The sequence below is a fragment of the Pseudoalteromonas phenolica genome, from assembly GCF_005876835.1.
Taxonomy (GTDB): domain Bacteria; phylum Pseudomonadota; class Gammaproteobacteria; order Enterobacterales; family Alteromonadaceae; genus Pseudoalteromonas; species Pseudoalteromonas phenolica_B.
Map to the genome: position 1 here is coordinate 42475 of NZ_PPSW01000008.1, position 24802 is coordinate 67276.

Below are 24802 nucleotides of genomic sequence, written 5' to 3' on the forward strand. Positions count from 1 at the left end.
ATCGGAGTTTCATGACATGGTAAAGCAATGGTTTAAGTCAGGATCTCCTTGGATCTGGATGACAGGTGGTGCAGTTAGCATCAGTTTAATCTCGGTTATCGGTTTATTAGCGATGATCGCGTGGAAAGGTCTAAGCTTCTTCTGGCCATCAGAAGTGGTTGAGTTAAAGCTTGAAGGCTCAGTGCCTAAGCAAACAGTGATTGGTGAGATTTATGACCGTGAAATGGTGCCTAAATCTCGCCTAGAAGCGGCAGGCTATGATTTATCGGCATACCAAGATGAATATATTGAACGTATCTTGGTAAAAACAGGTAACCGTGAATATGTAGACCTAGATTTCCGTTGGATATTAACAACTGATATCCAGTCTCAAACTAAACCTGAAGCGATGGCGGTATTTGAGCGTAGTAAAAACGGTAATTTTTATGGCTACGTAGAGCGTGTAATCGAAGACGGTAAAGAAGTTACGAATGCGCCTAAAGAACGTTTAGTTGAATTGGTTGAGCGTGCAGTAGATTTAAATGAAGAAGCACTTGATCTACAAAACGGTGATATTGGCCACATTAACTATGAGCTTGAGCGTCTTCGTTTAAAAGAAAAGAAATACGCACTTGATAATGCCTTAACGGATGAAGTGTTGGCAGATTTAGAGTCTCAGCGTGCTGAGCTTCGTGCTGAATACAAAGTATTAGAAGCGCGCTTATTTGAGCTTCGTAAGAAAGCGAAGCGTGACCAAGTGGTTGTACGTGACATGCGTGGTGAGCTAGTAACTTTACCAATCTATCAGGTATTAGACTTGTGGTTCCCAAATGACATGGGCTTTTTTGCAAAACTAGGTCACTTCTTTGTTCAGTCAGGTAAATTTATCTCAGACGATCCGCGTGAAGCGAATACTGAAGGTGGGGTATTCCCTGCAATCTTCGGTACTGTTTTCATGGTTATGTTAATGGCCGTCATTGTGACGCCATTTGGTGTAGTCGCAGCAATCTACTTACACGAATATGCAGCTAAGAACGCTGTGACTAAGATGATCCGCATCGCGGTAATCAACTTAGCAGGTGTACCTTCGATTGTTTACGGTGTATTTGGTCTTGGTTTCTTCGTTTATATGTTAGGTGGTTCAATTGACCAATTGTTCTATCCAGAAGCTGCACCAAGCCCTGTATTTGGTACGCCAGGTGTAATTTGGTCGGCATTGACCTTAGCAATCTTAACGCTACCTGTGGTTATCGTTTCGACTGAAGAAGGTTTATCACGTATTCCAAGTTCAGTACGCCATGGTTCATTGGCACTGGGTGCTACAAAAGCTGAAACGCTATGGCGCATCATTGTACCAATGGCAAGCCCGGCAATTATGACAGGTTTAATCTTAGCGGTAGCACGTGCTGCGGGTGAGGTTGCGCCACTTATGCTAGTAGGTGTTGTGAAAATGGCACCGACGTTACCGATTGATGGTAACTTCCCGTTTGTTCACTTAGATCGTAAGTTCATGCACTTAGGTTTCCACATCTATGATGTAGGTTTCCAAAGCCCGAACGTTGAAGCGGCGCGTCCACTGGTTTACGCGACAGCATTCTTACTGGTCAGCGTTATCATCGCACTGAATATTACCGCGATTGGTATTCGTAACCATTTACGTGAAAAGTTCCGTTCTCTTGAACATTAATAGTAAAGTATATAACTAGGTATTTTAGAAATGATTACAGTAGCTCCTGAAGTGAATAACACAAATCAAGTTAAATTAGATTTAGCTAATTTGAGCGAAGAGCAAACCGCACTAGAGATCAAAGACCTAGATCTTTACTATGGTGACAAGCAAGCGCTTAGCAAAATCAATATGAAAATCCCTAAGGGTCAGGTAACAGCGTTTATCGGTCCATCGGGTTGTGGTAAATCAACATTATTACGTTGTATTAACCGTATGAATGACTTAGTAGATATTTGTCGTATCGAAGGTGAGATTAACCTTCATGGGCAGAATATCTATGACAAGAGCGTAGACGTTGCGGCACTTCGCCGTAACGTAGGTATGGTATTCCAAAGACCAAATCCATTCCCTAAATCAATTTATGAGAATGTGGTATACGGCCTACGTCTACAAGGTATTAAAGACAAGCGCAAACTAGACGAAGTGGTAGAACGCTCATTACGCGGTGCAGCGTTGTGGGACGAAGTTAAAGACCGTCTTCATGACAGTGCGTTTGGTTTATCAGGTGGTCAGCAGCAGCGTCTAGTGATTGCCCGCTCAATTGCAATCGAACCTGAAGTATTACTGCTAGACGAACCAACATCGGCACTTGACCCGATTTCAACTTTGGTAATCGAAGAGCTGATCAACGATCTGAAAGAAAAGTATACGGTTGTGATTGTAACGCACAACATGCAACAGGCTGCACGTGTTTCTGACCAAACTGCATTCATGTATATGGGTGAACTGATCGAATACGCTGACACAAACACGCTATTCACAACGCCTTCTAAGAAGAAGACGGAAGATTACATCACGGGTCGTTACGGTTAATAGCGAGCGAGAGGAATAAATCATGGAAAACAATTTAAATAAGCACATCTCTGGCCGCTTTAACGAAGAGCTAGAAAATGTTCGTAATCATGTATTAAGTATGGGTGGATTAGTTGAGCAGCAACTTAACCTAGCACTTGATGCGATCAACGACAACGATGCTGAAAAAGCACGTAAAGTCAGCGAGAACGACTACAAAGTTAATGCCATGGAAGTAAACATTGACGAAGAATGTACCCGTATCATTGCTAAGCGTCAGCCAGCTGCAAGTGACTTACGTTTAGTGGTTGCAATAGCTAAAACCATTGCTGACCTTGAGCGTATTGGTGATGAAGCTGAGCGTATCGCACGTGTTGCACTAGATTCATTTACTAAAGATCAGCAAGATTTATTGGTGAACTTAGAGAATATGGGTCGCCAAGTGTCGAAGATGTTGCACGATGTGCTAGATGCGTTCGCCCGTATGGATGCGCAAAGTGCTTTTGAAGTGCATAAAGAAGACGCAAAAGTTGACCGCGAGTATGAGGCGCTGACACGTCAAATTATGACGTACATGATGGAAGACCCGCGTTCTATTCCTAAAATTATGGATTTAATCTGGTCAGTACGTTCATTAGAGCGCATTGGTGACCGTTGTCAGAACATCGCTGAATATGTTATTTATTTTGTGAACGGTAAAGATATTCGCCATACATCTCAAGAAGATATCGCGAAAACTCTGTAGTTGATAACAACCTGACTGCGTTGAATTTTTATGATTCAGCGCAGCTTAATCCGTTTTTTGGGCAAAAATCCATTCACAACGTCGGCTAATGCTGTAAAATTCACCCCGCAAAGCATATTAATATGATTTAAGGGTCAGTTATGCCTACTAATGCGTTTTTAGGAGTATTTGCTAAGTCTCCTATTAAGCCAATAGAAGAACACATTAAAATCGTACATAAAGCGAGCAGTTCTTTAGTACCGTTTTTTAATCATGTATTCAAATCAGAATGGAAAGAAGCCGAAGCACTTCGTGTTGACATCCGTAACCTTGAACGTGAAGCAGACGTTTTAAAGCGTGAAGTAAGATTGCACTTACCTCGCGGTTTATTTATGCCTGTAGAGCGCACCGATTTATTAGAGTTGATCACTCAGCAAGATAAAATTGCGAATAAAGCGAAAGACATCGCAGGTCGCGTTGTTGGTCGTGAAATGGTGATCCCTCAGTCTATTCAAAATGACTTCATTGCTTATCTTGAGCGTTGTGTCGATGCAACTAAACAAGCCTCTAAAGCCATCAATGAGTTTGACGAACTACTGGAAACTGGATTCCGTGGTCGTGAAGTAACTCTGGTTGAAAGCATGCTTGAAAAGTTAGACTCAATTGAGCAAGACACGGATGAAATGCAAATCAAGATCCGCCAAGAGCTTCGTAGTATCGAAGGTGAGCTTAACCCTGTTGATGTAATGTTCTTATACAAGATCATCGAGTGGGTAGGTGAGCTTGCAGATATTGCAGAGCGTGTTGGTTCTCGACTTGAGCTAATGTTAGCTCGTTAATCGTTTTATTCGTATTTAAAATTTAAGGTTTATCAATGGATATCATTGCTAACTATGGTTCCCTGTTGATCCTAATTGCTGCGGCAGTAGGCTTCTTCATGGCATATGGTATTGGTGCAAATGACGTTGCAAACGCCATGGGTACTTCAGTAGGCTCGAAAGCACTTACCATCAAACAAGCGATTATCATCGCGATGATCTTCGAATTCGCCGGTGCATACCTTGCAGGTGGTGAAGTAACATCAACAATCCGTAAAGGTATCATCGACGCAGCGCCTTTTGCTGACATTCCTGAGTTGATGGTATTAGGTATGATCTCTGCACTATTTGCTGCAGGTTCATGGTTACTACTTGCGTCTTTACTGGGTTGGCCGGTTTCAACGACTCACTCTATCATCGGTGCGATTATAGGTTTCGCCTTGGTTGCAGTGGGCAGTGAAGCAATTCAATGGGGCAAAGTTGCCGGTATCGTAGGTAGCTGGATTGTTACCCCTGCCATTTCAGGCTTCATTGCATATCTAATTTTTATGAGTGCGCAAAAGCTAATCTTCGACACAGACTCGCCATTACAAAATGCCAAGCGTTATGTGCCTATTTATATGGGTTTAGCTGGCTTTGTTATGTCACTTGTCACCATCAAGAAAGGTCTAAAGCACATTGGTATTAACCTAGGTGCAGTTGAAGGTTACGCACTTGCAATTGGTATCGCAGTGGTAATTGGCTTCATTGGTAAGATAGCAATTAACCGTCTGAAAATGGACCCTAAAGCAGACAAGCAAATGCAGTTCAACAACGTTGAAAAAGTATTCGCTATTCTAATGGTACTAACGGCATGTTGTATGGCATTCGCACACGGTTCAAATGACGTAGCAAACGCGATTGGTCCATTAGCGGCAGTTGTGAACATTGTTGAGCATAACGGTGAAATCGCTAAGAAAGCAGCACTTGCTTGGTGGATCTTACCACTAGGTGGTATCGGTATCGTAGTGGGTCTTGCAGTCCTTGGTAAGAAAGTAATTAAAACAATTGGTGAAGGCATCACGCACTTAACACCAAGCCGAGGTTTTGCTGCTGAACTTGCAGCTGCATCAACGGTAGTTATTGCATCAGGTACAGGTCTACCTATCTCTACAACACAAACGCTAGTAGGTGCTGTATTAGGTGTAGGTATGGCGCGTGGTATCGCTGCACTGAACATGGGTGTAATTAGAAATATTGTGGTTTCTTGGGTAATTACATTGCCAGTCGGTGCTGCACTTGCTATTGTTATATTCTACATTCTAAGAACCGCTTTCGGCGTGTAATTAGACTTACAGACTTTTAGCTTGAAAAGACCTCAGCATCACGGTGCTGGGGTCTTTTTATATCCTCTACACTTTAAATATCTAAGCAATTGATCTTATCCGTTTTACTCTGAGTCCTTCATCGTTATACTGAGTGCAATTTGAGTTTGCTTAGAGATAACCGTGACAAACCTACCTAGTATTAAACAACTCCAGTATTTAATTGCAGTGCATCAGCATCAACATTTTGGTCGTGCCGCGCAGGCGTGTTTTATCGGCCAATCGACTTTGAGTACTGCAATTCAAACCCTTGAAGAAACCCTAGGCAGTCAATTAATTGAGCGAGAGAACCGCAGCTTAATGTTTACCGAGTTAGGTGAAGAAGTGGTTGCGCGTGCAAAGAAGATTGTCGCCGATACTATGAGCATTAAAGAGTTCACTGAGAGCTTTAAAAATCCGCTTTCAGGCAAGTTAGTTTTGGGCTTAATTCCTACCATTGCTAGCTTTATTGCCGCACCGCTATATCAATTCTGTCGTGAAGCCTTCCCAAATTTAGAACTGATTTTGATTGAAGACACCAGTGATAAATTATTGGCTCGTCTTGAGCAAGGGCAGATAGACATGGCCATGCTAGCACTGCCTTACCAAACTGAAAAGTTTCATACCAAGGTACTGACAAAAGATAGTTTCTCCTTGGTTTATCATAAAAGCTACCCACTAAAAGATATCGATGATTACAACTTGCTACCAGATCAGAGTGTGTTTTTACTTGAAAGAGAGCACTGTCTGACAGGTCATGCCCTAAGTGCTTGTCACCTTAACAAACATGAGTGTATCAATCCGTTTGAAGCAAGTAATTTGCACACCTTATTAAGCATGGTGGAATATCAGCACGGTGTGACATTCTTACCGCAAATGGCACTCAACGCAGGCATATTGTCAGGTAAAGATTTAGCAGTGAGAAAGTCGGGTACTGATGCGTATCGTGAGATTGGTTTGATTTGGCGTAAAACTACGGGTCGTATTCGCGATTTTCGCTTATTCAGTGAGGGGTTATTGCCATTCATCACTGAGCAATGTGATTGCGAAAAATAAATCTCATTTTTGGCAAACTTTTTTAAAACACCTTTCGACTAACTAAACAGAGATTATTAATTAGGGTTTAAAGGTGTTTTTTCAAAGCCAAGACAAACTCATAAAAAAAGCCAAACAAGGCGACCAGGCTGCTTGGCTGAAGCTTATCAAGCAGCATGAACAGCAGGTGTATAACCACTGCCTTCGCCTGACTGGTAATAGCCATGATGCACTTGATTTAATGCAAGAAGCCTTTATGAGTGTCTATCGCTCTTTGCATAACTTTCATGGCCAGAGTCAATTTAAGACTTGGTTATTTTCGGTGACCCAAGCGCGTTGTATGGACTTCTTTCGTAAGCAAAGGCAGTCCAGCCCACTTGAAGAAGTCTCTGAAGCTGCTCATACACCCAGTTGCCCAATTCAATTACAAAGTGATAATCAACATATTCATGCTGCGCTACAGGCTTTGCCGTTCGAGCAGCGACAAATTGTTGAACTGAAGTTTTTTCAGCATTTCACCTTTGAAGAAATCGCTGAGCAGCTGGCTATTTCGCCAAATACCGTTAAATCCCGTTTATATAGTGCGCTTGGAAAAATGAAAGCGCCATTGGAGGTGATCCGTGTCGAATCATGAAACGACCCCCCATGAACTACTTGAAAAGTGGCTTGATGGTGAGCAGCTTACAGAAGTACAGCAAGCTCAATTATTAGCAGATCCAGAAACTAAGCCGTTGTTTGAAAACGCTCAGTCTTGGCAGAGCATGGTCAGTAACTATGAAGAGCAAGAGGTTCCGTCTGATACGAACATAGTGATGCCACAGCTTAAACAAGTCAGTCGTTTTCAAGGACATTGGATGCAGTGGGGCATGGCGGCTTGTGTTGGCTTTTTGAGCCTTCTATCTGTGCAACTGTGGCAACAAAACCAAACACTAGAGCAAGGTCTTGTGGCACAACAAACTCAAATAGCAAAACAACAAGATACCATGCAAAAAATTTTAGCCCAGATGCAAACAAGTCAGAATTTACAAGCTGATCTAACCAATCAAGTATTACTGACAAATCGTGCAGAACGTCAAGTGGCACTCGATGACTTACTGGCATTTTTGCAAACACAAAGAGCCCAAGATCAAGCGATTCTACGTTTACAACTCAATGAACTTGCAGAGCAAGTGGAACATGCGCCATTGCAAACGGTTGCGCATAATGGAGGTCAATAATGAAAACTTTACTCTCTTTATTATCAGTTGCAGTGCTAAGTGCAACATTTTCAACAGCAGCGAAAACAGATCAAGATATTGCTAAATTACAGCGAGAAGTAACCATTTTTCAGCGAGTTGTAAGCACGGCATTAAGGCATGATACCAAGGGGCAAGTGCAGAATGTCGAAGGCTACTACTTGGCAGATCAAGGGCTTATTTTTGATGTGAGTTTACGAAGTAAAAGTCTGTTTGATTGGCGTAAGCATATTGGGGATATGCAAGATATACATGGCCTTACAGAGATCCAGTCACCAGATTTTTCAGCGTTAGAAATGCAAATGTCAGTGCTCGGTGACAATATTGCAGATGTTTCCAAAGAGGCGTATCAAGTAGCCTTAGAAGCGGTGCGTCAAGGCGCGGAGCAAATACGTGAAGTGGCAGAGCAAGAGCGCGAAACGCGACGCGAGTTACATGAATTAGAGCGAGAAAAGCATGAACTGGATTACATGTTAAGACGTCAAGAAGAGAAAAACCAAGAACTACTTGAGCATCATAAAGAAGTTGCTAAAGAAATCGCAAAATTAGAAGCTGAAAAAGTTAAATTGACTGAGAGTAAAGTACAACTTAAAGAAAAACTGAAGCAAGATAGAGCACAGCGTCAAGCTCAGCAGCAGGCGCAACAAGCGTTGCTTAAAACGACTGTGACGGTGAGTTTGGCAAATAGCTTATGTGATTATGGTAATGGCTTACGCAGTGTTAAAGGCAGTGAGCATGTGAGCTTCAAGTTTACCCCTTCATACCAGCAAGAAAAGCATATTTTGGTATTTAAAAAATCGGATATAGAGTCATGTGTTAAAGGGGATATTAACGCAGATAAATTGGCGAAAAGCGCAACACAATATCAATTCTAGTGGCGTCAAAAAGATATACTAAAAGAGGGCGGTTAGCCCTCTTTTTCTTATATATCATAAGTTAATTACTTGATTGGTGCATGTGTGTTTGCTCGTTGAGGTTTGGCAAAAACAGTAAATACACCCAAACAACCAGATTAAAATAAGGGATCAAACTAAGTAGAGTGAACACAAAGGTAGGATACCCTTTCTTCTGTGTACTTAAGTAACATTGATATGCAATGATGCAGTGTAAGATCAGCAAAAAAGATACTAATAGCAGCATAACGACCTCCTTAACTTTCCTATTGTGATATTTATCAATCCTTGTGATGTCGTGCTAAAAAGTTGAAATCTTAATAATTAGCTGACATCGTTTTTCACATAGGTTTTATTATAGATGAGAAATCGTTAAGTAAAAGTTCAGTTCTGTATTAAATTGTTACGCAACTGTTTTCTCTGGGAAAATAGTTGTAATTTCTTTTTTGAGTAGATTGATCGGCATGGGCTTAGCAATAAAATATCCCTGCCCGTAATCTATGCCAATCTCTTTTAAAGCATCAAAAATGTCTTTGCTTTCAACATATTCAGCAACAGAGTGCTTGTCTAATGAATGACTAATATCGTTCACCGCCTTCACCAAAGCAAGATCAATGGGATCATTGAGCATGTCACGAACAAACGATCCATCAATTTTTACATGTTGGGCTGGGAGCTGCTTTAAATAACTAAAGGTGCTAAAGCCTGTGCCAAAGTCATCAATCGAGAAATGGCAGCCCAGTTGATTCAGTTTCTTGATCATCGCCTGAGTCGCTGACAAGTTATTGATACTCGCCGATTCTGTGATTTCAAATATCACTCGACTTGGATTGACTTGATATTGCACTAAGCAATCTTGAATATGGGGTAATAACCTTTCATCTAAAAATGAGTGGGCAGATAGGTTAATTGCAACCTGGCTTAACTCAGTATGCTCAGAGAGTGCCTTAATTGCATGTTTTACCACACATTGATCCATTAGGAAGGTATCGTTAAGTAACTCTAAAGCAGGAATAAACTGATTTGGGTAAATTAGTTCATCGTTTATTTTTAAACGCAGCAAGGTTTCAAAGTACGCTATATGCGCATGTTTAAAAGACCAAATCGGTTGATAGTGCAGTTCGACTTGTTCGTTTTGTAGTGCTTGGCGTACAGCATGACCCCATTCTAATCCGCCTTGCAAGGTATTATTTTCGGCATCATCTTTGTTATAACAATGCACTAAATTACGACCTAAGCTCTTAGCAATATAGAGTGCAATATCTGCCTGTTTTAATGACTCATTGGCATCATGGTTTGAAGCCGTGATCTGAGTTAAACCGATTGAGCAGCTAATGGAATAGCTATTTTCTTCAGAATGAAACTCATGCTTATCTATGGCCATACAGATACTTTCGGCAATAATATGTGCATCAAGTAAACTGACTTCTTTTAAAATCACGGCGAACTCATCACCACCAATACGGAAGATCAGGTGTTCATCGCCAATGTTGTGGCCAAATAGCTGAGCAACCTCTTTAAGAATGATGTCACCTTGCTGGTGCCCTTTAGAGTCATTAATAATTTTAAAGTGATCGAGGTCAATATATAGAAGTGCATGTTCAGAGAGTGAGTCTTCACTCATTGTTTTACAGAGACTTTGCAACTGCTGGTCGAAATAGTAGCGGTTGTGCAGTCCGGTTAATGTGTCATGCAGGGCTAAATGACGTAATTGCAATTCAGCCTGTTTACGTTCGTGAATGTTATCTATCGTTGCCGTAATCGTAACATCAGAAGTGGTGTTTTTAATGAGCTGAAAGCGACATTCAACCCAAATAGACGCGCCATTTTTTTGAGTGAGCTGTAATTCAAGCTGAGCGTAACGTTGCGCACCAGTTTTGACTTTGGCGAGCTGTTTATTCAGGGTGTGCTGATCATCTTCATGGATGAACGCTTTTAACGAGACCCCTAAACTGGCTTTAATACCGAATCCTGAGAGAGCTTCCCAAGCTGGGTTAATAAAGCGAATTTTAGCTTCGGTGTCTAACTCCATGACCACGGTATTTAAATGCAATAGAATACGCTGGTGTGCAGAGAATAAATCTTTGTAGCGACGTTCGCTTTGACTGAGTTGTGATACTTTGTCTGCAAACTCTGCATAACTCACCATAAAATCTTCACGGCGCGCAGCATGATCACAGACTTTGTTTAAAATTGGCAAGTTGTACGGCGCTCTGACAAAGTCAGTCACACCCATAAGGAGTAGCTGTTCGGCATCATTAACGTCTTTACTGTCGATGATAGTCACAACAGACTGATTTGGCTTATGCTCTAAAATTGCCGCGATTAATTGCTTACTTTCAGAGTAGGTTGTACCAGAGGTGTTAATCAACACAATTGCGTATTGGTTTTGTAAGAATAGCGCTTGTGCATCTTGTAGAGTGTTAACAACTGTACATGCAAAACTGAACTCTAGTTGCTCGCAGATTTCTTCTGCTTGAGTATGATCAGGCTCGAATAATAACAAATCAAGGCGACTGCTTTTTTCCAATTGTGTTGATAACACATTGGCTAATAATTCTGGAAGTTGCTCGTGTTTCTCAAAAGGTAAAACGGCATCAATGCTATAACTTCTGGCGGTAGTTTCAGCAATGCGTTCGCAATAAATAGGCGGAGTGAGCACGATGGGCGAGTGTTTGGGGGTTTCTAATAATCCTGAGCGCACCATACGTGCAAAGCGCCAGCCATCAATTTTTCCAACATCGAGCCCTGTGATAATGAGATCAACGGCTCGTTGTTTTAATAGATGCAACGCAGCTTGGCTATCTTCACATTCGATGATTTCAAACACTTCTAGTTTATTGAGGGTAAGTGAAATGGTTGCGCGTTCGGACTCGCTGGCATTGACTATGAGCAATGAAAGTTGCCTTGCCATACTTATATTAACCTCAATCGATTTGTTGTCATCGTCTACGATACCTTTGCTTTACCGAGTATGTTTTTATTTTAATTATTATTTTTAAAAATGTCGGTAATTAGCTGTTTCTAAAAACATTGCTTCAAAGACCTAGGTTAATGCTATTTTTGTGCACTTACAAGCACTTGATTAAGTGTTATAGGAACACTAAACTTGGCCGCTGTTTTATAACTTGAGGTGTTGTCATGCGCGTTGCTGACTTTAGTTTTGAACTTCCTGATGAGTTAATCGCTCGTCATCCTATGGCAGATCGTACTGCGAGCCGACTACTGACTCTCGATGGGAATACGGGCGAGTTAGGTCACAAAATCTTCAAAGATCTCATTGATTTCTTAAATCCGAACGATTTAATGATCTTCAACAATACCAAAGTGATCCCAGCCCGTATGTATGGCCAAAAAAGCACTGGTGGCAAAGTTGAAGTGTTGGTTGAACGTGTTGTAGATGAGCATAGAGTGCTTGCCCATGTTCGTTCAAGCAAGTCACCAAAAGAAGGTGCAACACTGATTCTAGAAGGTAAAGCAGAAGCGACTATGGTCGCACGTCATGGTGAGTTGTTTGAGCTTGAGTTTAAAGGTGAGCAAACGGTGTTAAACATCTTAGATGACATTGGCCATATGCCTTTACCGCCTTATATTGACCGTCCAGATACGGAAGAAGATAAAGCGCGTTATCAAACCGTATACAACGAAAAGCCAGGTGCAGTGGCGGCGCCGACAGCGGGTTTACACTTTGATGAAACATTGCTCGAAAAGATCAAAGAAAAAGGCATCGAAACACAGTTCATTACTTTGCATGTAGGTGCGGGCACTTTCCAACCTGTACGTGCAGATTCAGTTGATGAACATGTGATGCATTCTGAGTACATTGAAGTGTCTCAAGAAGTAGTTGATGCCATCAAGAAAACCAAAGCCAATGGCGGTCGAGTGATTGCGGTAGGTACGACATCTGTTCGTTCACTAGAGTCTGCGGCGAAAGCGAGCGAAGGTGAATTACAGTCACTTTATGGCGATACAGACATTTTCATCTACCCAGGTTATGAATTCCAGGTAGTCGATGCCATGATCACTAACTTCCACTTACCTGAGTCTACTTTGATCATGTTAGTGAGTGCGTTTGCAGGCCAAGATCATATTATCAATGCCTATAAAACGGCAGTGAATGAGCAATATCGCTTCTTCAGCTATGGCGATGCCATGTTTATCACCAAGCAAGATAAATAGCGGCTAGAATTTTCTAGCTAGCACCATTCTATGAAGGCCCTGAAACCAGGGCCTTGTTGTTTTAAGCGTTTCTTCTTAACTCTTAATTCTTATCTCTTATCTCAGTCATCTTTAATTTCTTAGTTTTCGCCCCAATCATTAGAATTCACTTTGCAAACAAGGTAGAATCGGGCGGTTAAAATCAGCTCTAAAAATAAACGCGATGGCGTTTATAGAACGAGTGTTGGACTGTTTTTCCGACTTTTGAGGTAGCTATGAAATTTGAATTAGATCGCACTGATGGCAAAGCCCGTCGCGGCCGTTTGATTTTTGACCGCGGTGTGGTCGAAACCCCTGCATTTATGCCTGTAGGTACGTACGGTACTGTTAAAGGCATGACGCCTGATGAATTAAAAGACACAGGTGCACATATCTGCTTAGGTAATACGTTTCACCTAATGCTTCGTCCTGGTACTGAAATCATCAAACAACATGGCGATTTGCATGATTTTATGAACTGGGATAAGCCAATCCTGACTGATTCAGGTGGTTTCCAGGTATTCAGCTTAGGCGCAATGCGTAAAATTTCTGAAGAGGGCGTGATGTTCAAGTCACCAGTAAATGGTGAAAAAATCATGTTATCGCCAGAGAAAGCGATGCAAGTACAGCGTGATTTAGGTTCAGACATCGTCATGATCTTTGACGAATGTACGCCTTACCCTGCAACAGAAAAAGAAGCCCGTGATTCAATGGAGCTTTCACTACGTTGGGCAAAACGCTCAAAAGAAGGCCATGGTGATAACCCTTCAGCGTTATTCGGTATTATTCAAGGTGGTATGTATCCTGAGCTTCGTGCAGAATCACAAAAAGGCCTAGAAGAAATTGGCTTCGATGGTTATGCACTCGGCGGTTTATCAGTGGGTGAGCCAAAAGAAGACATGATCAACATCCTTGATCACTGTGCTTACAAAATGCCAGAAGACAAGCCGCGCTATTTAATGGGTGTTGGTAAACCTGAAGACTTAGTTGAAGCGGTGCGTCGTGGTATCGATATGTTTGACTGTGTAATGCCAACGCGTAACGCGCGTAACGGTCACTTGTTTATCAGTACGGGTGTTATTAAAATCCGTAACGCAGTTCACAAAACAGATACAGGTCCATTAGACCCTGAGTGTGATTGTCATACTTGTAAGAACTACTCACGTGCTTATTTACACCATTTAGATAAGTGTAATGAAATCTTAGGTGCACGTTTAAATACCATCCATAACTTACGTTTCTATCAACGTGTAATGGAAGGCCTAAGAAATGCGATTGCCGAAGGCAAGCTAGACGAATTCGTAGAAGATTTTTATGCTAAACGTGGCCTACCAGTGCCGCCATTAGCTGAAACAGAATAATATAAATTTAAAATATAAGAGGAAGTGTTATGAGTTTATTTATCTCGACTGCGCATGCAAGTGCTGCAGCGCCTGCACCTGCTGGCGGTGGCATGGAAATGCTTATCATGTTAGGTGTGTTTGGTTTGGTATTTTATTTCTTAATCTACCGTCCACAAGCTAAACGTGTAAAAGAGCACAAAGACCTAATGGGCGCTTTAGGTAAAGGTGACGAAGTACTAACGCAAGGCGGTCTAGTAGGTAAAATCACTAAAGTTGCTGATGACAAAGACTTTGTTGTTATTGCTTTAAATGACCAAACTGAAGTTACAGTACAAAAATCAGCAGTATCAGCTGTGTTGCCTAAAGGCACAATGAAATCGCTGTAATCTAAAAACAAAAATAAAAAGGTAAAGCCTGTGTTAAACAAGTATCCAATGTGGAAATATTTACTTGTTCTGGCTGTATTAGCGATTGGTATTTTATATGCCACACCAAACCTGTATGGCCGAGATCCGGCCATACAGGTTTCTGGTACTAAAGGTGCCAGCGCTGATCTAAGCGTGCTAGACAAAGTAAATGAGACTCTAAAAGAGAACAACATCACAGTTAAATCTTCAGCATTAGAAAACGATCAAGTATTGGTACGTTTTACGAATGTTGAAGAGCAGTTAAAAGCGCAAGATATTTTGCGTGACAGCCTATCTGACGACTACATTTCTGCAATTAATATGAGCCCTGCACAACCTGATTGGTTGAAAGGTATTGGTGGTAACCCAATGAAGCTAGGCCTAGATTTAAGTGGTGGTGTTCACTTCACAATGGAAGTCGACATGGTAACAGCGTTAGACAATGCGCTAGAAACCATGGAACAAGATTTCAAGAGTGACTTACGTGGTGAGAAACTTCGTTATCGTTCAATTCGCCGTGTCTCGGGTTCTGAACGCGTACAAGTGATCATGCGTAATGATGATGACAAAGATGCGGCAGAGCGCTTTTTAAAGCAGCGTTACCCGCTGTATAACTTTGTTGATGATAGTAGCAACAGCTTGGCATTCTTCGCGAGCTTGAGCGATCAGAAGTTCAAAGAGATCCGCGCTTACGCAATCAAACAGAACGAAACCATCATTCGTAACCGTATTAACCAGTTAGGTGTTGCTGAGCCAAATGTTCAACAGCAAGGTGCAGAACGTATTATTGTGCAACTACCAGGTGTTCAAGACACTGCCCGTGCTAAAGAAATTTTAGGTGCAACGGCAACCCTTGAGTTCCGTGAAGTAGATGAAAACGCGGATGTGCGCTCTGCTGCGCAGGGCCGTGTTCCACCGGGCACTGAAGTGATCATGCACAAAGATGGCTATCCAGTAGTATTGAAGAAACGTGTTATTTTAGGCGGCTCTCACATTACCGGCGCACAATCGGGTATGGATGAGTACTCACGCCCTCAGGTGAGTATCAACCTTGATAGCAAAGGTGGCGCTAAAATGAGTGCCTTCACTAAACGTGCTGTGGGTAAGCGTATGGCGACAGTATTCATTGAATACAAGCCATCAGGTAAGAAAGACGAAAATGGTAAAGCACTTCCACCGATAAAGGTTGAAGAAGTGATTAACGTTGCGACGATTCAATCACGCCTAAATAATTCATTCCGTATTACTGGTATCGACAATCCAGCTGAAGCGCATAACCTGAGTTTACTACTTCGTGCAGGTGCATTAGTTGCGCCAATTCAAATCGTTGAAGAGCGTACAGTAGGTCCAAGCCTAGGTCAGGAAAACATCGAAGCAGGTATGACAGCAGTGGTACTTGGTTTTGCTTTTGTACTGGCATTTATGTTGTTGTACTACAAAGGCTTTGGTCTGGTATCTAACATTGCACTTGCCTCTAACCTAGTGCTTATTGTTGGCGTTATGTCGATGATCCCTGGTGCGACTCTGACATTACCTGGTATTGCCGGTATCGTACTAACGGTAGGTATGGCAGTAGATGCGAACGTACTTATCTTTGAGCGTATTCGTGAAGAATTGGCTGATGGCCGCAGCCCTCAGCAAGCGGTTCACCAAGGTTATGACAGTGCATTTAGCACCATTTTCGATGCCAACATCACCACACTGATTGCAGCCGTTATCTTATTTGCGGTAGGTACAGGTCCAATCGCGGGCTTCGCTGTAACACTTGCAATTGGTATCATCACATCGATGTTTACAGCTATTATCGGTACGCGTGCTGTGATCAATTTAGTGATCGGTGGCAAGCGTATTAATAAGCTTTCAATCTAGGAGACGGATATGCAGTTATTAAAATTAAATGACACCATCCGCTTTATGTCAGCACGCAAAATTACTATGGCGATTTCTGCGTTATTGATCCTGGCATCAATTGCGTCTATGGCAATCCGTGGATTGAACTTTGGTTTAGACTTTACTGGTGGTACAGCAGTTGAAGTTGGTTTTTCACAGCCAGCTGATCTGGCAAAAATCCGTTCTGTCTTAGCTGAAAATGGTTTTGCTGATGCGTCAGTACAGTTATTTGGTTCGAGCCAAGATGTACTGGTTCGTTTAGCACCTCGCGGTAGTGATGTTAAAGCTGAGACGATTGGTAACCAATTGATTGCCGCGCTTAAGCAAGCGGACAGCAGTGTAGAAATGCGTCGTATTGAGTTTGTTGGCCCAAGTGTGGGTGAAGACTTAAAAGAGCAGGGTGGCTTAGCCATGCTCACCGCACTTATCTGTATCTTGATGTATGTTGCATTTCGATTTGAGTATCGTTTTGCCATCGGTGCGGTAGCGGCACTTTTCCACGATGTGATCATCACTATGGGTCTTTTCTCATTATTAGACCTAGAATTTGATCTGACGATCCTTGCAGCAATCTTAGCGGTTATCGGTTACTCACTGAATGATACCATTGTTGTATCTGACCGTATTCGTGAGAACTTCCGTAAAGTGCGTATTGATGACACCATTGAGATCATCAATATCTCACTCACGCAAACACTAAACCGTACGTTAGTTACATCAATCACGACTATTTTAGTATTGATTGCGCTATTCGTATGGGGCGGCCAGACCATTCATGGTTTCGCAACTGCGCTACTATTCGGTGTGTTCATTGGTACTTACTCTTCTGTTTATGTTGCAAGCTCGGTTGCTGTTGCTATGGGTGTAAGCAAAGAAGATTTAATACCGGTAGAAGTTGAAAAAGAAGGTGCGGACTTAGACGCCATGCCTTAAGAAAACCAATGTTTTCTTTAAAAAAACCGCATATGCAAATATGCGGTTTTTTATTGTCTGAAAAGCAACTTTTGAACCTTTCCTTTGTAATTGCATCAAATCAGTTATAATCAAGAAAAGTATTTAAAATAGGTAAATTTATGAAAAGCTTATTGATTGCAGTATTACCTTTGGCCTTTGTATTATCAGGTTGCAAGGTAAACGAAGGTGAAGCATACGAAAAAGATAAAGCACCTGAAGAACGCTCTGAGTATGTAGGCACAGAAGGACTTGCACAGGCACAAAAAGATAAACTGTATTTGATGGATAAAGAACTTAGAGACAAGTGTAACGATGCGAAGATCAGTTACGCGGTGGCGAAATCAAATAACAATGAGAAAGAAGCACAAGCGCAAAAAGCGATTATGGCCAATACCTGTAAGGGTAAGTAAGGCATCTAAAAGTTATCTAAATTCGCTGAATTTAGAAGAATAAAGAAAACCTCATAATTTTATGACAATGATATTTCATTCTTTTCTTTAAAGAGTATAATGAGAATTGTTTTCAATAATAATTACGAGGTTCTCATGAAATCTAGGTTGGCAATTTTACTTACAAGCCTTGCACTAACAGCATGTTCAGAGCAGGTTGAGCAACAAACACAAACGACTGAAGCTGCATCAGCCAAAGTAACCAACTTAGACACCTACAAGCAACAAGCACAAAGCTTACTTGGTGAGATCAGAGCCAACGAAGCGTCTCAAAAACTTGAGCAAAGCTCACAGCAACTTGTTGCGACCTCTCGTCAATTATTAGCTGAATTCACGGCTAAACATCCTGCATGTGACAGCTACCTTTCGGCATTAGACAAAGCTGCTGATGTTATTCCAACGTTGCCACTAGAAGAAATTGAATCTGGTTACCATAAAGACGGTAAGTTACCTAAATACGACTCGCCAGTGTGCTACCACGCAAAAGATTTATTGGTTCACCCTGCAACTGTGCAAGCAATGGCCTCGCAAGGTATGCAGTTTGAATCGGCCTATGAAGACGCTGAACTTGAAATTGTCGAAGTGATTGCGCATTTCGATCAAGTTGAAAAAGCACTTCGCTAATCTATTGCTTCGTTATAATTTATCGAAGAAATAATAATGGCGCCCATTGGGCGCCATTATTATTTTTGGGGTTCCGTTTTTATTTATCTTGACCTGTGAGCCGCAAAAACTTCTCAGCCAAGGCATCTAAATCTTCTTTGTGACTGGGATCGGGCTTTATGCAATCGATCGGGCAAACACTTACGCACGTGGGCGTGTCGTAATGGCCGACACACTCAGTGCATTTATTTGGATCAATCTCATAAATTTTCTCACCCATATAAATGGCCTCATTGGGACATTCAGGATCGCACATATCACAGTTGATGCATTTTGAATTGATCAACAGCGCCATGATTTAGGCCTTTTTAAATGGGTTACGCGTATCTTCTTGATCGTTCAGGTTACGCATCAAAATAGCGTGATCTAAATCGATGTTTTCAGGCAATGGAATTTTTACAATGTGACCAGAGCCTTTTGCATCATCAATTTTCTCGCCTTTTTTGTTTTCCATGTGCTCAAGGTTGAAGCTGATGTTGCCTTGCGGTGTCATGAGCTCAAGACTGTGGCCCGTACAGAATTTATTCTTAACATCAATCTCAACCAAGCCATTGTCTAAGCGACCTAATACTTCACCCACAAACTGCTGTTTGTCAGAAACAGAGTGGCCATATTCATAGTTTTGGTAATCTTGGTGAGCGTGGCGCTTTAAAAAGCCCTCGGTATAACCACGGTGTGCTAAGTTCTCAAGGGTACGCATTAGGTTAGGATCGAATGGTTTACCCGCCACTGCGTCATCAATTGCCTTGCGGTAAACTTGTGCTGTGCGTGCTACATAATAAAAAGACTTAGTACGACCTTCGATCTTCAAGCTGTGCACGCCCATTTTTGTCAGTTGGTCGACATACTGGACCGCACGCAAGTCTTTCGAGTTCATGATATACGTACCATGTTCGTCTTCAAATGCAGGCATGTATTCGCCCGGACGACCTTGCTCTTCTAGCATGAAAACTTCTTTCGTTGGTGCGCCTTCGCCCAGTGTAGGGATCACAGATTGAGGGTCGAATTTATGCACGACATCGCCGGTTTCAGTTTCTTTACCTGGCTTAACGTCATATTCCCAACGGCATGCATTGGTACAGGTGCCTTGGTTTGGATCGCGCTTATTGATGTAACCTGACAATAAGCAGCGACCAGAGTAGGCCATGCATAATGCACCGTGAACGAATACTTCTAGTTCGGTTTGTGGGCACAGCTCACGAATTTCAGCGATCTCTTCAAGCGATAATTCGCGCGATAAAATTACCCGCTCAATACCTTGTTTCGCCCAAAACTGAACAGAAGCATAGTTAACCGCATTGGCTTGCACTGAAAGGTGAATCGGCATATCAGGCCACTTATCACGCACTAGCATGATTAAACCCGGATCAGACATAATGAGCGCATCGGGCTTCATGGCAATGACAGGCTCAATGTCTTTTAAGTAGGTTTGTACTTTTTTATTGTGTGGCGCGATGTTTGAAACCACATAGAGCTTTTTATTGAGTGCATGGGCTTCGTTAATCCCCAATTCTAAATTGGCTAAATCAAATTCATTGTTACGCACGCGTAAGCTGTAACGTGGTTGGCCTGCATACACGGCATCGGCACCATATGCGAATGCATAACGCATATTTTTTAAACTACCTGCAGGGGATAAAAGCTCTGGAACAAACATAGTAAAAACCTCTTACATTGAACTGAGTGCTGGTCAGCTGTTTCGGTCAAAAGTGACGGTAAAATTTCAGGTGAAATTAAAAAGCGGCGCAGTATAAAGGTTAATGAAATTGTCATGTTTGACGCAGATCATGGTTTTTCGCTGAAATCTGATCTATTCGAAATTTTTAAAGGATCAAGATCTAGTAGGTTTTTAGCGCTAAAACGCGTATAATTCGCGCCCGTTAATATTCAACAATTATTATTGGAGCTAAGAAGATGGCTTTAGAGCGTACTTTTTCAATCATCAAGCCTGATGCGGTAGCTAAAAACCACATCGGTGCAATCTACAACCGTTTCGAATCTGCTGGTCTTAAGATCGTTGCTTCTAAAATGGTTCACCTTTCTCAAGAGAAAGCTGAAGGTTTCTACGCAGAGCACAAAGAGCGTCCTTTCTTTGGTGCACTAGTTTCTTTCATGACTTCTGGTCCAGTAATGGTTCAAGTTCTTGAAGGTGAAAACGCAGTTCTTAAGAACCGTGAAATTATGGGTGCTACTAACCCTGCAGAAGCACTAGCTGGTACTTTACGTGCTGACTACGCTGACAGCATCGACGAGAACGCGGTACACGGTTCTGACGCACCTGAGTCAGCTGCTCGCGAAATCGCTTACTTCTTCGCTGAAGAAGAAATCTGTCCTCGTACTCGCTAATCGCGAATCGAGCAGAGTAAAGAAGGGCTCTCGGGCCCTTTTTTAGTCCTTGCTGCTTTTGCAAAGTCAGTTTTAATAACTATTTTTGCAAAATCATCAACAATGTTTGAGTGTGTTGGTTGGTTTTTATACAATACGTCGTCTTTTTAATTTCGTACCGTCACTTTATCGAGGTTGCTTCATGGCCACTACAGAGAAAAAAATTAATTTACTTGATTTGAATCGCGAGGGGATGCGTGAGTTGTTCGCTACATTTGGCGAAAAACCGTTCCGCGCTGATCAGGTAATGAAGTGGATTTATCACTTCGGCATCGATAACTTCGACGATATGAGCAACATCAATAAAAAGCTACGTGCTAAGTTACAAGCACAGTGCGAAATTAAAGCGCCTGAAATTTCAGTTAAGCAAGTTGCCAGTGATGGCACCATTAAATACGCAATGATCTTAGAAGGCGGCCAAGAAGTAGAAACTGTTTGGATCCCAGAAAAAGACCGCGCAACACTGTGTGTCTCTTCACAAGTGGGCTGTGCACTTGAGTGTACATTTTGCTCAACTGCGCAGCAGGGCTTCAACCGTAACTTAAAAGTATCTGAGATCATCGGTCAGGTATGGCGAGTGGCGACAGATATTGGCCTACACAATGGTGACAGCACTAAGCGCCCGATCACTAACGTGGTTATGATGGGGATGGGTGAGCCATTACTTAACATCAACAATGTCGTTCCTGCGATGGAACTGATGATGGATGACTGGGCGTTTGGTTTATCTAAGCGTCGTGTAACACTCAGTACTTCAGGCGTTGTGCCTGCGCTTGATATTCTTAAAGAGAAAATTGACGTGGCACTAGCTATTTCTCTTCACGCGCCAACCAATGACCTACGTGATGTGTTAGTACCAATTAATAAAAAGTACCCAATTGAAGAGTTCTTAGCGGCATGTCGTCGTTATATTGATGGTTCAAAAGCCAATAAAGACATCACCATCGAGTACGTTATGCTACAAGGCGTAAACGACAGTACAGATCAAGCGCATGAGCTGGTTAAAGTACTAAAAGGTACACCGTCTAAGATTAACCTGATCCCATTCAACCCATTCCCGGGTAATGAATATGGTCGTTCAAGCAACAGCCGTATCGATCGCTTCTCAAAAGTACTCCAGGCCGCTGGTTTAACTTGTATTGTTCGTCGTACCCGTGGTGATGATATTGATGCAGCTTGTGGCCAGCTAGTTGGCGATGTAGTTGACCGTACCAAACGTATTATGAAAAAACAGCAGCGCGAAGATAACGCCATTGCTGTGAATGTGAGTAATTAACCTGAGCGTTGAAAGTAGCAGCTGCAGACTGAAAAGTTAACCTATTCAATATTAATATGTTGGTAAACCTCTTAACCAAAGCTCAGGTTAAAGAACATTCGGCAATCATTTATTGCTGAAGTTATTTACATAAAATAGATGAAAGATAGGGGCTTTTAGGTAATATAGGTCCTTATTATTTCATACTATCAAGGTGATACATGCGTTCTTATTGGGTAATTCCATTTGCGTTATTAGGCTTAAGTGGCTGTGTAACAGAAACACACAGCGTCACTAAAAATAGCCCTGTGGTGAATTCAGAAATGAATAACCTAGAAGCAGCAAGAACGCGTATTAGTTTGGCATTAGAATATCTAAAAGCGGGCAATAATACGCAAGCTAAGTTTAATCTTGAGCGTGCAGCTAAATTTGCCCCTAAATTACCTGAAGTACACTACACGCTGGCTTATTACTTCGAGCAAGTAAAAGAGTTCCAACAGGCTAAAGCGTCTTATCAAACCGCACTCAAGCTAGTACCAAACGATCCAAATACTCTGAACAACTACGGTACGTTTTTATGCCGTATCGGCGAGTACGATGAAGCGAGGGCACAATTATTAAAAGCGATAGATACTCGCGGCTATTTACGTGTGTCGCAAAGTTATGAAAATTTGGCTTTATGTGCGGTGAAGCAAGATAAGTTTGAGTTAGCCCTCGATTATTTAAATAGTGCAGTTCAACACGATGGCCAGAGTAAAAGTGCTTTAATTTCTCTAGCAGGTTTATATTATGCCAAGAGTGACTTGCATCAGGCATTGCGTGTGTTAGAACGTTACACTGAAAATGGCTTCATTTCATCGCGCAGTTTGTTTTTAGAGTACTTGCTACATCAAGAGATGGGGCATTTAGAACAGTCTCAGAAAATCGCCACAACCTTAGTGCAGACTTATCCGCAATCTTATCAAGCGCAAGCGATTATTAAAGAAGAATACAACAATAGCGAATTTGATGCATTGCGTGAGCAATATAGAAAAGCCAAGGTGGCAGAAATCACTGAGCAGTCACCGACGGTTTATAACGCTCAGCCTAAGATAAAAATTACCCGCAAGAAAGCCCCTAAACGAGAAAGTAATCACAATAGTGAAATAGCTCAGCCTACTGCTGTCATAAGCACAAATAGAACAACTACAAGTGAGGCCGTGTCATTGCGTGGCGGTTTACAAACCGCTTCAGTGGTTAAACTGCAATCTCAGTCAAATCAGCCTACAAACACGACAAACGCCCCTGTGGTTGAAGAGAAAAACCAAGCGACTACTCAGCTTATTGAAACGCCAAAAAATCAAGTTAGAGTGGTGTCTTTTGGTGAGAAAGCAGCGGTGCAACCAGCCCAAGGTCAAGTGCAGTTCTATCAGCCAGATCCAAGTCAGGTTAGGTTCAGAGAAATAGCAGAGAATAATGCCCCAGTTCTTACAGCTAAACCTTTATCAGTTGATGCACCTTTGTTAAATCCAGAAGTGAATCTACCAAATGTGCCAGTGCATAAAGTTGGGTTGGGTGAAAACTTATTTAGTTTATCGGTTAAATATGATGTCAAAATGGCAAGTCTGTTAAAATGGAACAAGCTGAAAGAATCAGACCGTTTACAGATTGGTCAGCAGGTATATTTAAATAATCCGCTTACCACCCACGTCATTCGAGATGGGGATAGCTTGTATAATATCGCCACCGATTACCAATTACAGATTGGTGACTTGATGCGATGGAACAAATTAACACCAGACGTTGAACTAGCGGCTGGACATAGTTTACTGATTGTAGATCCGAGTAGTTATACTTTATGAATGAAATGAGCCCAGAATCAACTGAGCAACAAGCGTCTTTGGGGCAAGTACTAGCAAGCGCAAGAAAAGATGCGAATTTAACCATTGAAGCCGTGGCGGATAGGTTAAAGCTAAGCCCAAAGCATATCACCAAACTTGAGCAAGATGATTATACGTCACTTGGTCCAATCACCTTCGTTAAAGGCTACATCAAGGCTTACTGTACGCTATTGCAATTAGATCAAGCGCAAACTTTGGCACTGTTTCAGGCACCTGAAAGCGTGGCTGAAAATAAAAGTATGCAAAGCTTTTCACGTCGCACAGAAAAAGAGGCCAATGATAGCCGTTTAATGCTCGTTAGCTATGTGATCTTGGCCATAGTGTTAGGATCGTCAGGTTTTATGTATTGGCAAACCACATCGAATGAAAATGATGTTATCGTGCCTGAAGTACAGAGCGCTGTACCTGAAAGCGAAGCGCCGGTTACAGAAAACAGCGAAGAAAGCGATGCGCCTTCTGATGTTGTATTAATCGCTGAGGATGCGGTTGAGCCTGCCATGGAAAAAGCCGAATCTGACAAACCAGTTTTAGATGTAGTAGAAGCCGAACAAGCAACAGTCGAAGAGACAAGCAGTACACCAGATTTAAATACGATTGTGATGCATTTCAAAGACGATTCTTGGGTAGAGATCTTTGATGCCTCATCAGAGCGTATTGCTTTTGGCGTTAAAAAAGCCGGATACACCATGACAGTGCAGGGCGTTGCACCGTTTTCTGTGGTGTTAGGCCGTCATCAGCAGGTTGATGTAGAGCTAGATGGTCAATCAGTTGATTTATCATCATTGCCACGCAATCGTTCAGCTAAATTTAAATTACCCTTAACAGAGTAAC

At 42.0% G+C, this 24802-nt stretch carries 24 protein-coding genes; 20 read left to right on the top strand and 4 right to left on the bottom strand.

Annotated features, from left to right (window positions below; genetic code table 11):
* The first annotated feature begins 16 nt into the window (after positions 1 to 16).
* The 9 genes from pstA to C1E24_RS06070 all read left to right on the top strand — a co-directional run bounded on the left by pstA (position 17) and on the right by C1E24_RS06070 (position 8530).
* A complete protein-coding gene (gene pstA / locus C1E24_RS06030; protein ID WP_138479709.1) occupies positions 17 to 1666 on the top strand; it encodes a phosphate ABC transporter permease PstA in 1650 nt (549 codons plus the stop codon).
* Positions 1667 to 1696: 30 nt separating this feature from the next.
* Entirely contained in the window at positions 1697 to 2521 is an 825-nt protein-coding gene (gene pstB / locus C1E24_RS06035) for a phosphate ABC transporter ATP-binding protein PstB (protein ID WP_058028771.1), read from the top strand.
* A gap of 22 nt (positions 2522 to 2543) precedes the next feature.
* Positions 2544 to 3245 carry a phosphate signaling complex protein PhoU gene (gene phoU, locus C1E24_RS06040; RefSeq protein WP_138479710.1) on the top strand — a complete coding sequence of 234 codons (702 nt, stop codon included), beginning with the start codon at positions 2544 to 2546 and terminating at the stop codon, positions 3243 to 3245.
* A 140-nt stretch (positions 3246 to 3385) separates the two neighbouring features.
* The gene (locus tag C1E24_RS06045; RefSeq protein WP_138479712.1) at positions 3386 to 4063 is read left to right on the top strand and encodes a TIGR00153 family protein; all 678 of its coding nucleotides are present in this window, start codon (positions 3386 to 3388) and stop codon (positions 4061 to 4063) included.
* Between the two features lie 35 nt (positions 4064 to 4098).
* Positions 4099 to 5367 (top strand): inorganic phosphate transporter, encoded by a 1269-nt coding sequence (locus C1E24_RS06050; RefSeq protein ID WP_138479714.1) that lies wholly within the window; start codon positions 4099 to 4101, stop codon positions 5365 to 5367.
* A gap of 162 nt (positions 5368 to 5529) precedes the next feature.
* Positions 5530 to 6441: a hydrogen peroxide-inducible genes activator gene (locus C1E24_RS06055; RefSeq protein ID WP_138479716.1), complete on the top strand. Its 912-nt coding sequence runs from the start codon at positions 5530 to 5532 to the stop codon at positions 6439 to 6441.
* A gap of 73 nt (positions 6442 to 6514) precedes the next feature.
* A complete protein-coding gene (locus tag C1E24_RS06060; protein WP_138479718.1) occupies positions 6515 to 7054 on the top strand; it encodes an RNA polymerase sigma factor in 540 nt (179 codons plus the stop codon).
* Positions 7041 to 7637 carry a hypothetical protein gene (locus tag C1E24_RS06065; RefSeq protein WP_138479720.1) on the top strand — a complete coding sequence of 199 codons (597 nt, stop codon included), beginning with the start codon at positions 7041 to 7043 and terminating at the stop codon, positions 7635 to 7637. Before C1E24_RS06060 ends, C1E24_RS06065 begins: the two co-directional genes overlap by 14 nt.
* Entirely contained in the window at positions 7637 to 8530 is an 894-nt protein-coding gene (locus C1E24_RS06070) for a hypothetical protein (protein WP_138479722.1), read from the top strand. Before C1E24_RS06065 ends, C1E24_RS06070 begins: the two co-directional genes overlap by 1 nt.
* A gap of 61 nt (positions 8531 to 8591) precedes the next feature.
* On the opposite strand, the gene C1E24_RS06075 is transcribed toward C1E24_RS06070, so the two are convergent.
* Together C1E24_RS06075 and C1E24_RS06080 are read right to left on the bottom strand one after the other, a co-directional pair.
* Positions 8592 to 8795, bottom strand: a complete 204-nt coding sequence (locus tag C1E24_RS06075; RefSeq protein ID WP_138479724.1) for a hypothetical protein — start codon at positions 8793 to 8795, stop codon at positions 8592 to 8594.
* Positions 8796 to 8951: 156 nt separating this feature from the next.
* A complete protein-coding gene (locus tag C1E24_RS06080) occupies positions 8952 to 11462 on the bottom strand; it encodes an EAL domain-containing protein (protein ID WP_138479726.1) in 2511 nt (836 codons plus the stop codon).
* A gap of 227 nt (positions 11463 to 11689) precedes the next feature.
* Between C1E24_RS06080 and queA the strand changes: the two genes are divergently transcribed.
* From queA to C1E24_RS06115, 7 genes are all read left to right on the top strand, one after another.
* Positions 11690 to 12727, top strand: coding sequence for a tRNA preQ1(34) S-adenosylmethionine ribosyltransferase-isomerase QueA (gene queA, locus C1E24_RS06085; protein ID WP_138479728.1), 1038 nt, complete (start codon positions 11690 to 11692; stop codon positions 12725 to 12727).
* Positions 12728 to 12981: 254 nt separating this feature from the next.
* Positions 12982 to 14106 carry a tRNA guanosine(34) transglycosylase Tgt gene (gene tgt / locus C1E24_RS06090; RefSeq protein ID WP_058028782.1) on the top strand — a complete coding sequence of 375 codons (1125 nt, stop codon included), beginning with the start codon at positions 12982 to 12984 and terminating at the stop codon, positions 14104 to 14106.
* Between the two features lie 29 nt (positions 14107 to 14135).
* Complete coding sequence (gene yajC / locus C1E24_RS06095) at positions 14136 to 14474, top strand: preprotein translocase subunit YajC (protein ID WP_058028783.1); 339 nt, start codon at positions 14136 to 14138, stop codon at positions 14472 to 14474.
* A 30-nt stretch (positions 14475 to 14504) separates the two neighbouring features.
* Positions 14505 to 16364, top strand: a complete 1860-nt coding sequence (gene secD / locus C1E24_RS06100; protein ID WP_138479730.1) for a protein translocase subunit SecD — start codon at positions 14505 to 14507, stop codon at positions 16362 to 16364.
* Between the two features lie 9 nt (positions 16365 to 16373).
* The gene (gene secF, locus C1E24_RS06105; protein ID WP_138479732.1) at positions 16374 to 17318 is read left to right on the top strand and encodes a protein translocase subunit SecF; all 945 of its coding nucleotides are present in this window, start codon (positions 16374 to 16376) and stop codon (positions 17316 to 17318) included.
* 140 nt (positions 17319 to 17458) lie between these two features.
* Positions 17459 to 17749: a hypothetical protein gene (locus C1E24_RS06110; RefSeq protein WP_138479734.1), complete on the top strand. Its 291-nt coding sequence runs from the start codon at positions 17459 to 17461 to the stop codon at positions 17747 to 17749.
* A gap of 135 nt (positions 17750 to 17884) precedes the next feature.
* Positions 17885 to 18412, top strand: coding sequence for a hypothetical protein (locus C1E24_RS06115; protein ID WP_171040805.1), 528 nt, complete (start codon positions 17885 to 17887; stop codon positions 18410 to 18412).
* A gap of 79 nt (positions 18413 to 18491) precedes the next feature.
* Here the strand turns inward: C1E24_RS06115 and C1E24_RS06120 are convergent, their stop codons facing one another.
* Together C1E24_RS06120 and yegQ are read right to left on the bottom strand one after the other, a co-directional pair.
* Positions 18492 to 18746, bottom strand: a complete 255-nt coding sequence (locus tag C1E24_RS06120) for a YfhL family 4Fe-4S dicluster ferredoxin (RefSeq protein WP_138479738.1) — start codon at positions 18744 to 18746, stop codon at positions 18492 to 18494.
* A gap of 3 nt (positions 18747 to 18749) precedes the next feature.
* Positions 18750 to 20108 (bottom strand): tRNA 5-hydroxyuridine modification protein YegQ, encoded by a 1359-nt coding sequence (gene yegQ / locus C1E24_RS06125; RefSeq protein WP_138479739.1) that lies wholly within the window; start codon positions 20106 to 20108, stop codon positions 18750 to 18752.
* Between the two features lie 257 nt (positions 20109 to 20365).
* On the opposite strand from yegQ, the gene ndk reads away from it, so the two are divergent.
* The 4 genes from ndk to C1E24_RS06145 all read left to right on the top strand — a co-directional run bounded on the left by ndk (position 20366) and on the right by C1E24_RS06145 (position 24801).
* Complete coding sequence (gene ndk, locus C1E24_RS06130) at positions 20366 to 20797, top strand: nucleoside-diphosphate kinase (RefSeq protein ID WP_058028790.1); 432 nt, start codon at positions 20366 to 20368, stop codon at positions 20795 to 20797.
* A gap of 181 nt (positions 20798 to 20978) precedes the next feature.
* Positions 20979 to 22112: a bifunctional tRNA (adenosine(37)-C2)-methyltransferase TrmG/ribosomal RNA large subunit methyltransferase RlmN gene (locus tag C1E24_RS06135; protein ID WP_138479741.1), complete on the top strand. Its 1134-nt coding sequence runs from the start codon at positions 20979 to 20981 to the stop codon at positions 22110 to 22112.
* A gap of 200 nt (positions 22113 to 22312) precedes the next feature.
* Positions 22313 to 23932: a type IV pilus biogenesis/stability protein PilW gene (gene pilW, locus C1E24_RS06140; RefSeq protein ID WP_138479743.1), complete on the top strand. Its 1620-nt coding sequence runs from the start codon at positions 22313 to 22315 to the stop codon at positions 23930 to 23932.
* Positions 23933 to 23937: 5 nt separating this feature from the next.
* Positions 23938 to 24801, top strand: a complete 864-nt coding sequence (locus C1E24_RS06145; RefSeq protein ID WP_240721954.1) for a RodZ domain-containing protein — start codon at positions 23938 to 23940, stop codon at positions 24799 to 24801.
* The last annotated feature ends 1 nt before the right edge of the window (position 24802 follow it).

Bases quoted from the DNA above. Each gene is read 5' to 3' on its own strand.
- pstA (WP_138479709.1), top strand. From the start codon at position 17: ATGGTAAAGCAATGGTTTAAGTCAGGATCTCCTTGGATCTGGATGACA.
- pstB (WP_058028771.1), top strand. From the start codon at position 1,697: ATGATTACAGTAGCTCCTGAAGTGAATAACACAAATCAAGTTAAATTA.
- phoU (WP_138479710.1), top strand. From the start codon at position 2,544: ATGGAAAACAATTTAAATAAGCACATCTCTGGCCGCTTTAACGAAGAG.
- C1E24_RS06045 (WP_138479712.1), top strand. From the start codon at position 3,386: ATGCCTACTAATGCGTTTTTAGGAGTATTTGCTAAGTCTCCTATTAAG.
- C1E24_RS06050 (WP_138479714.1), top strand. From the start codon at position 4,099: ATGGATATCATTGCTAACTATGGTTCCCTGTTGATCCTAATTGCTGCG.
- C1E24_RS06070 (WP_138479722.1), top strand. From the start codon at position 7,637: ATGAAAACTTTACTCTCTTTATTATCAGTTGCAGTGCTAAGTGCAACA.
- C1E24_RS06075 (WP_138479724.1), bottom strand. From the start codon at position 8,795: ATGCTGCTATTAGTATCTTTTTTGCTGATCTTACACTGCATCATTGCA.
- C1E24_RS06080 (WP_138479726.1), bottom strand. From the start codon at position 11,462: ATGGCAAGGCAACTTTCATTGCTCATAGTCAATGCCAGCGAGTCCGAA.
- queA (WP_138479728.1), top strand. From the start codon at position 11,690: ATGCGCGTTGCTGACTTTAGTTTTGAACTTCCTGATGAGTTAATCGCT.
- tgt (WP_058028782.1), top strand. From the start codon at position 12,982: ATGAAATTTGAATTAGATCGCACTGATGGCAAAGCCCGTCGCGGCCGT.
- yajC (WP_058028783.1), top strand. From the start codon at position 14,136: ATGAGTTTATTTATCTCGACTGCGCATGCAAGTGCTGCAGCGCCTGCA.
- secF (WP_138479732.1), top strand. From the start codon at position 16,374: ATGCAGTTATTAAAATTAAATGACACCATCCGCTTTATGTCAGCACGC.
- C1E24_RS06110 (WP_138479734.1), top strand. From the start codon at position 17,459: ATGAAAAGCTTATTGATTGCAGTATTACCTTTGGCCTTTGTATTATCA.
- C1E24_RS06115 (WP_171040805.1), top strand. From the start codon at position 17,885: ATGAAATCTAGGTTGGCAATTTTACTTACAAGCCTTGCACTAACAGCA.
- C1E24_RS06120 (WP_138479738.1), bottom strand. From the start codon at position 18,746: ATGGCGCTGTTGATCAATTCAAAATGCATCAACTGTGATATGTGCGAT.
- yegQ (WP_138479739.1), bottom strand. From the start codon at position 20,108: ATGTTTGTTCCAGAGCTTTTATCCCCTGCAGGTAGTTTAAAAAATATG.
- ndk (WP_058028790.1), top strand. From the start codon at position 20,366: ATGGCTTTAGAGCGTACTTTTTCAATCATCAAGCCTGATGCGGTAGCT.
- C1E24_RS06135 (WP_138479741.1), top strand. From the start codon at position 20,979: ATGGCCACTACAGAGAAAAAAATTAATTTACTTGATTTGAATCGCGAG.
- pilW (WP_138479743.1), top strand. From the start codon at position 22,313: ATGCGTTCTTATTGGGTAATTCCATTTGCGTTATTAGGCTTAAGTGGC.
- C1E24_RS06145 (WP_240721954.1), top strand. From the start codon at position 23,938: ATGAGCCCAGAATCAACTGAGCAACAAGCGTCTTTGGGGCAAGTACTA.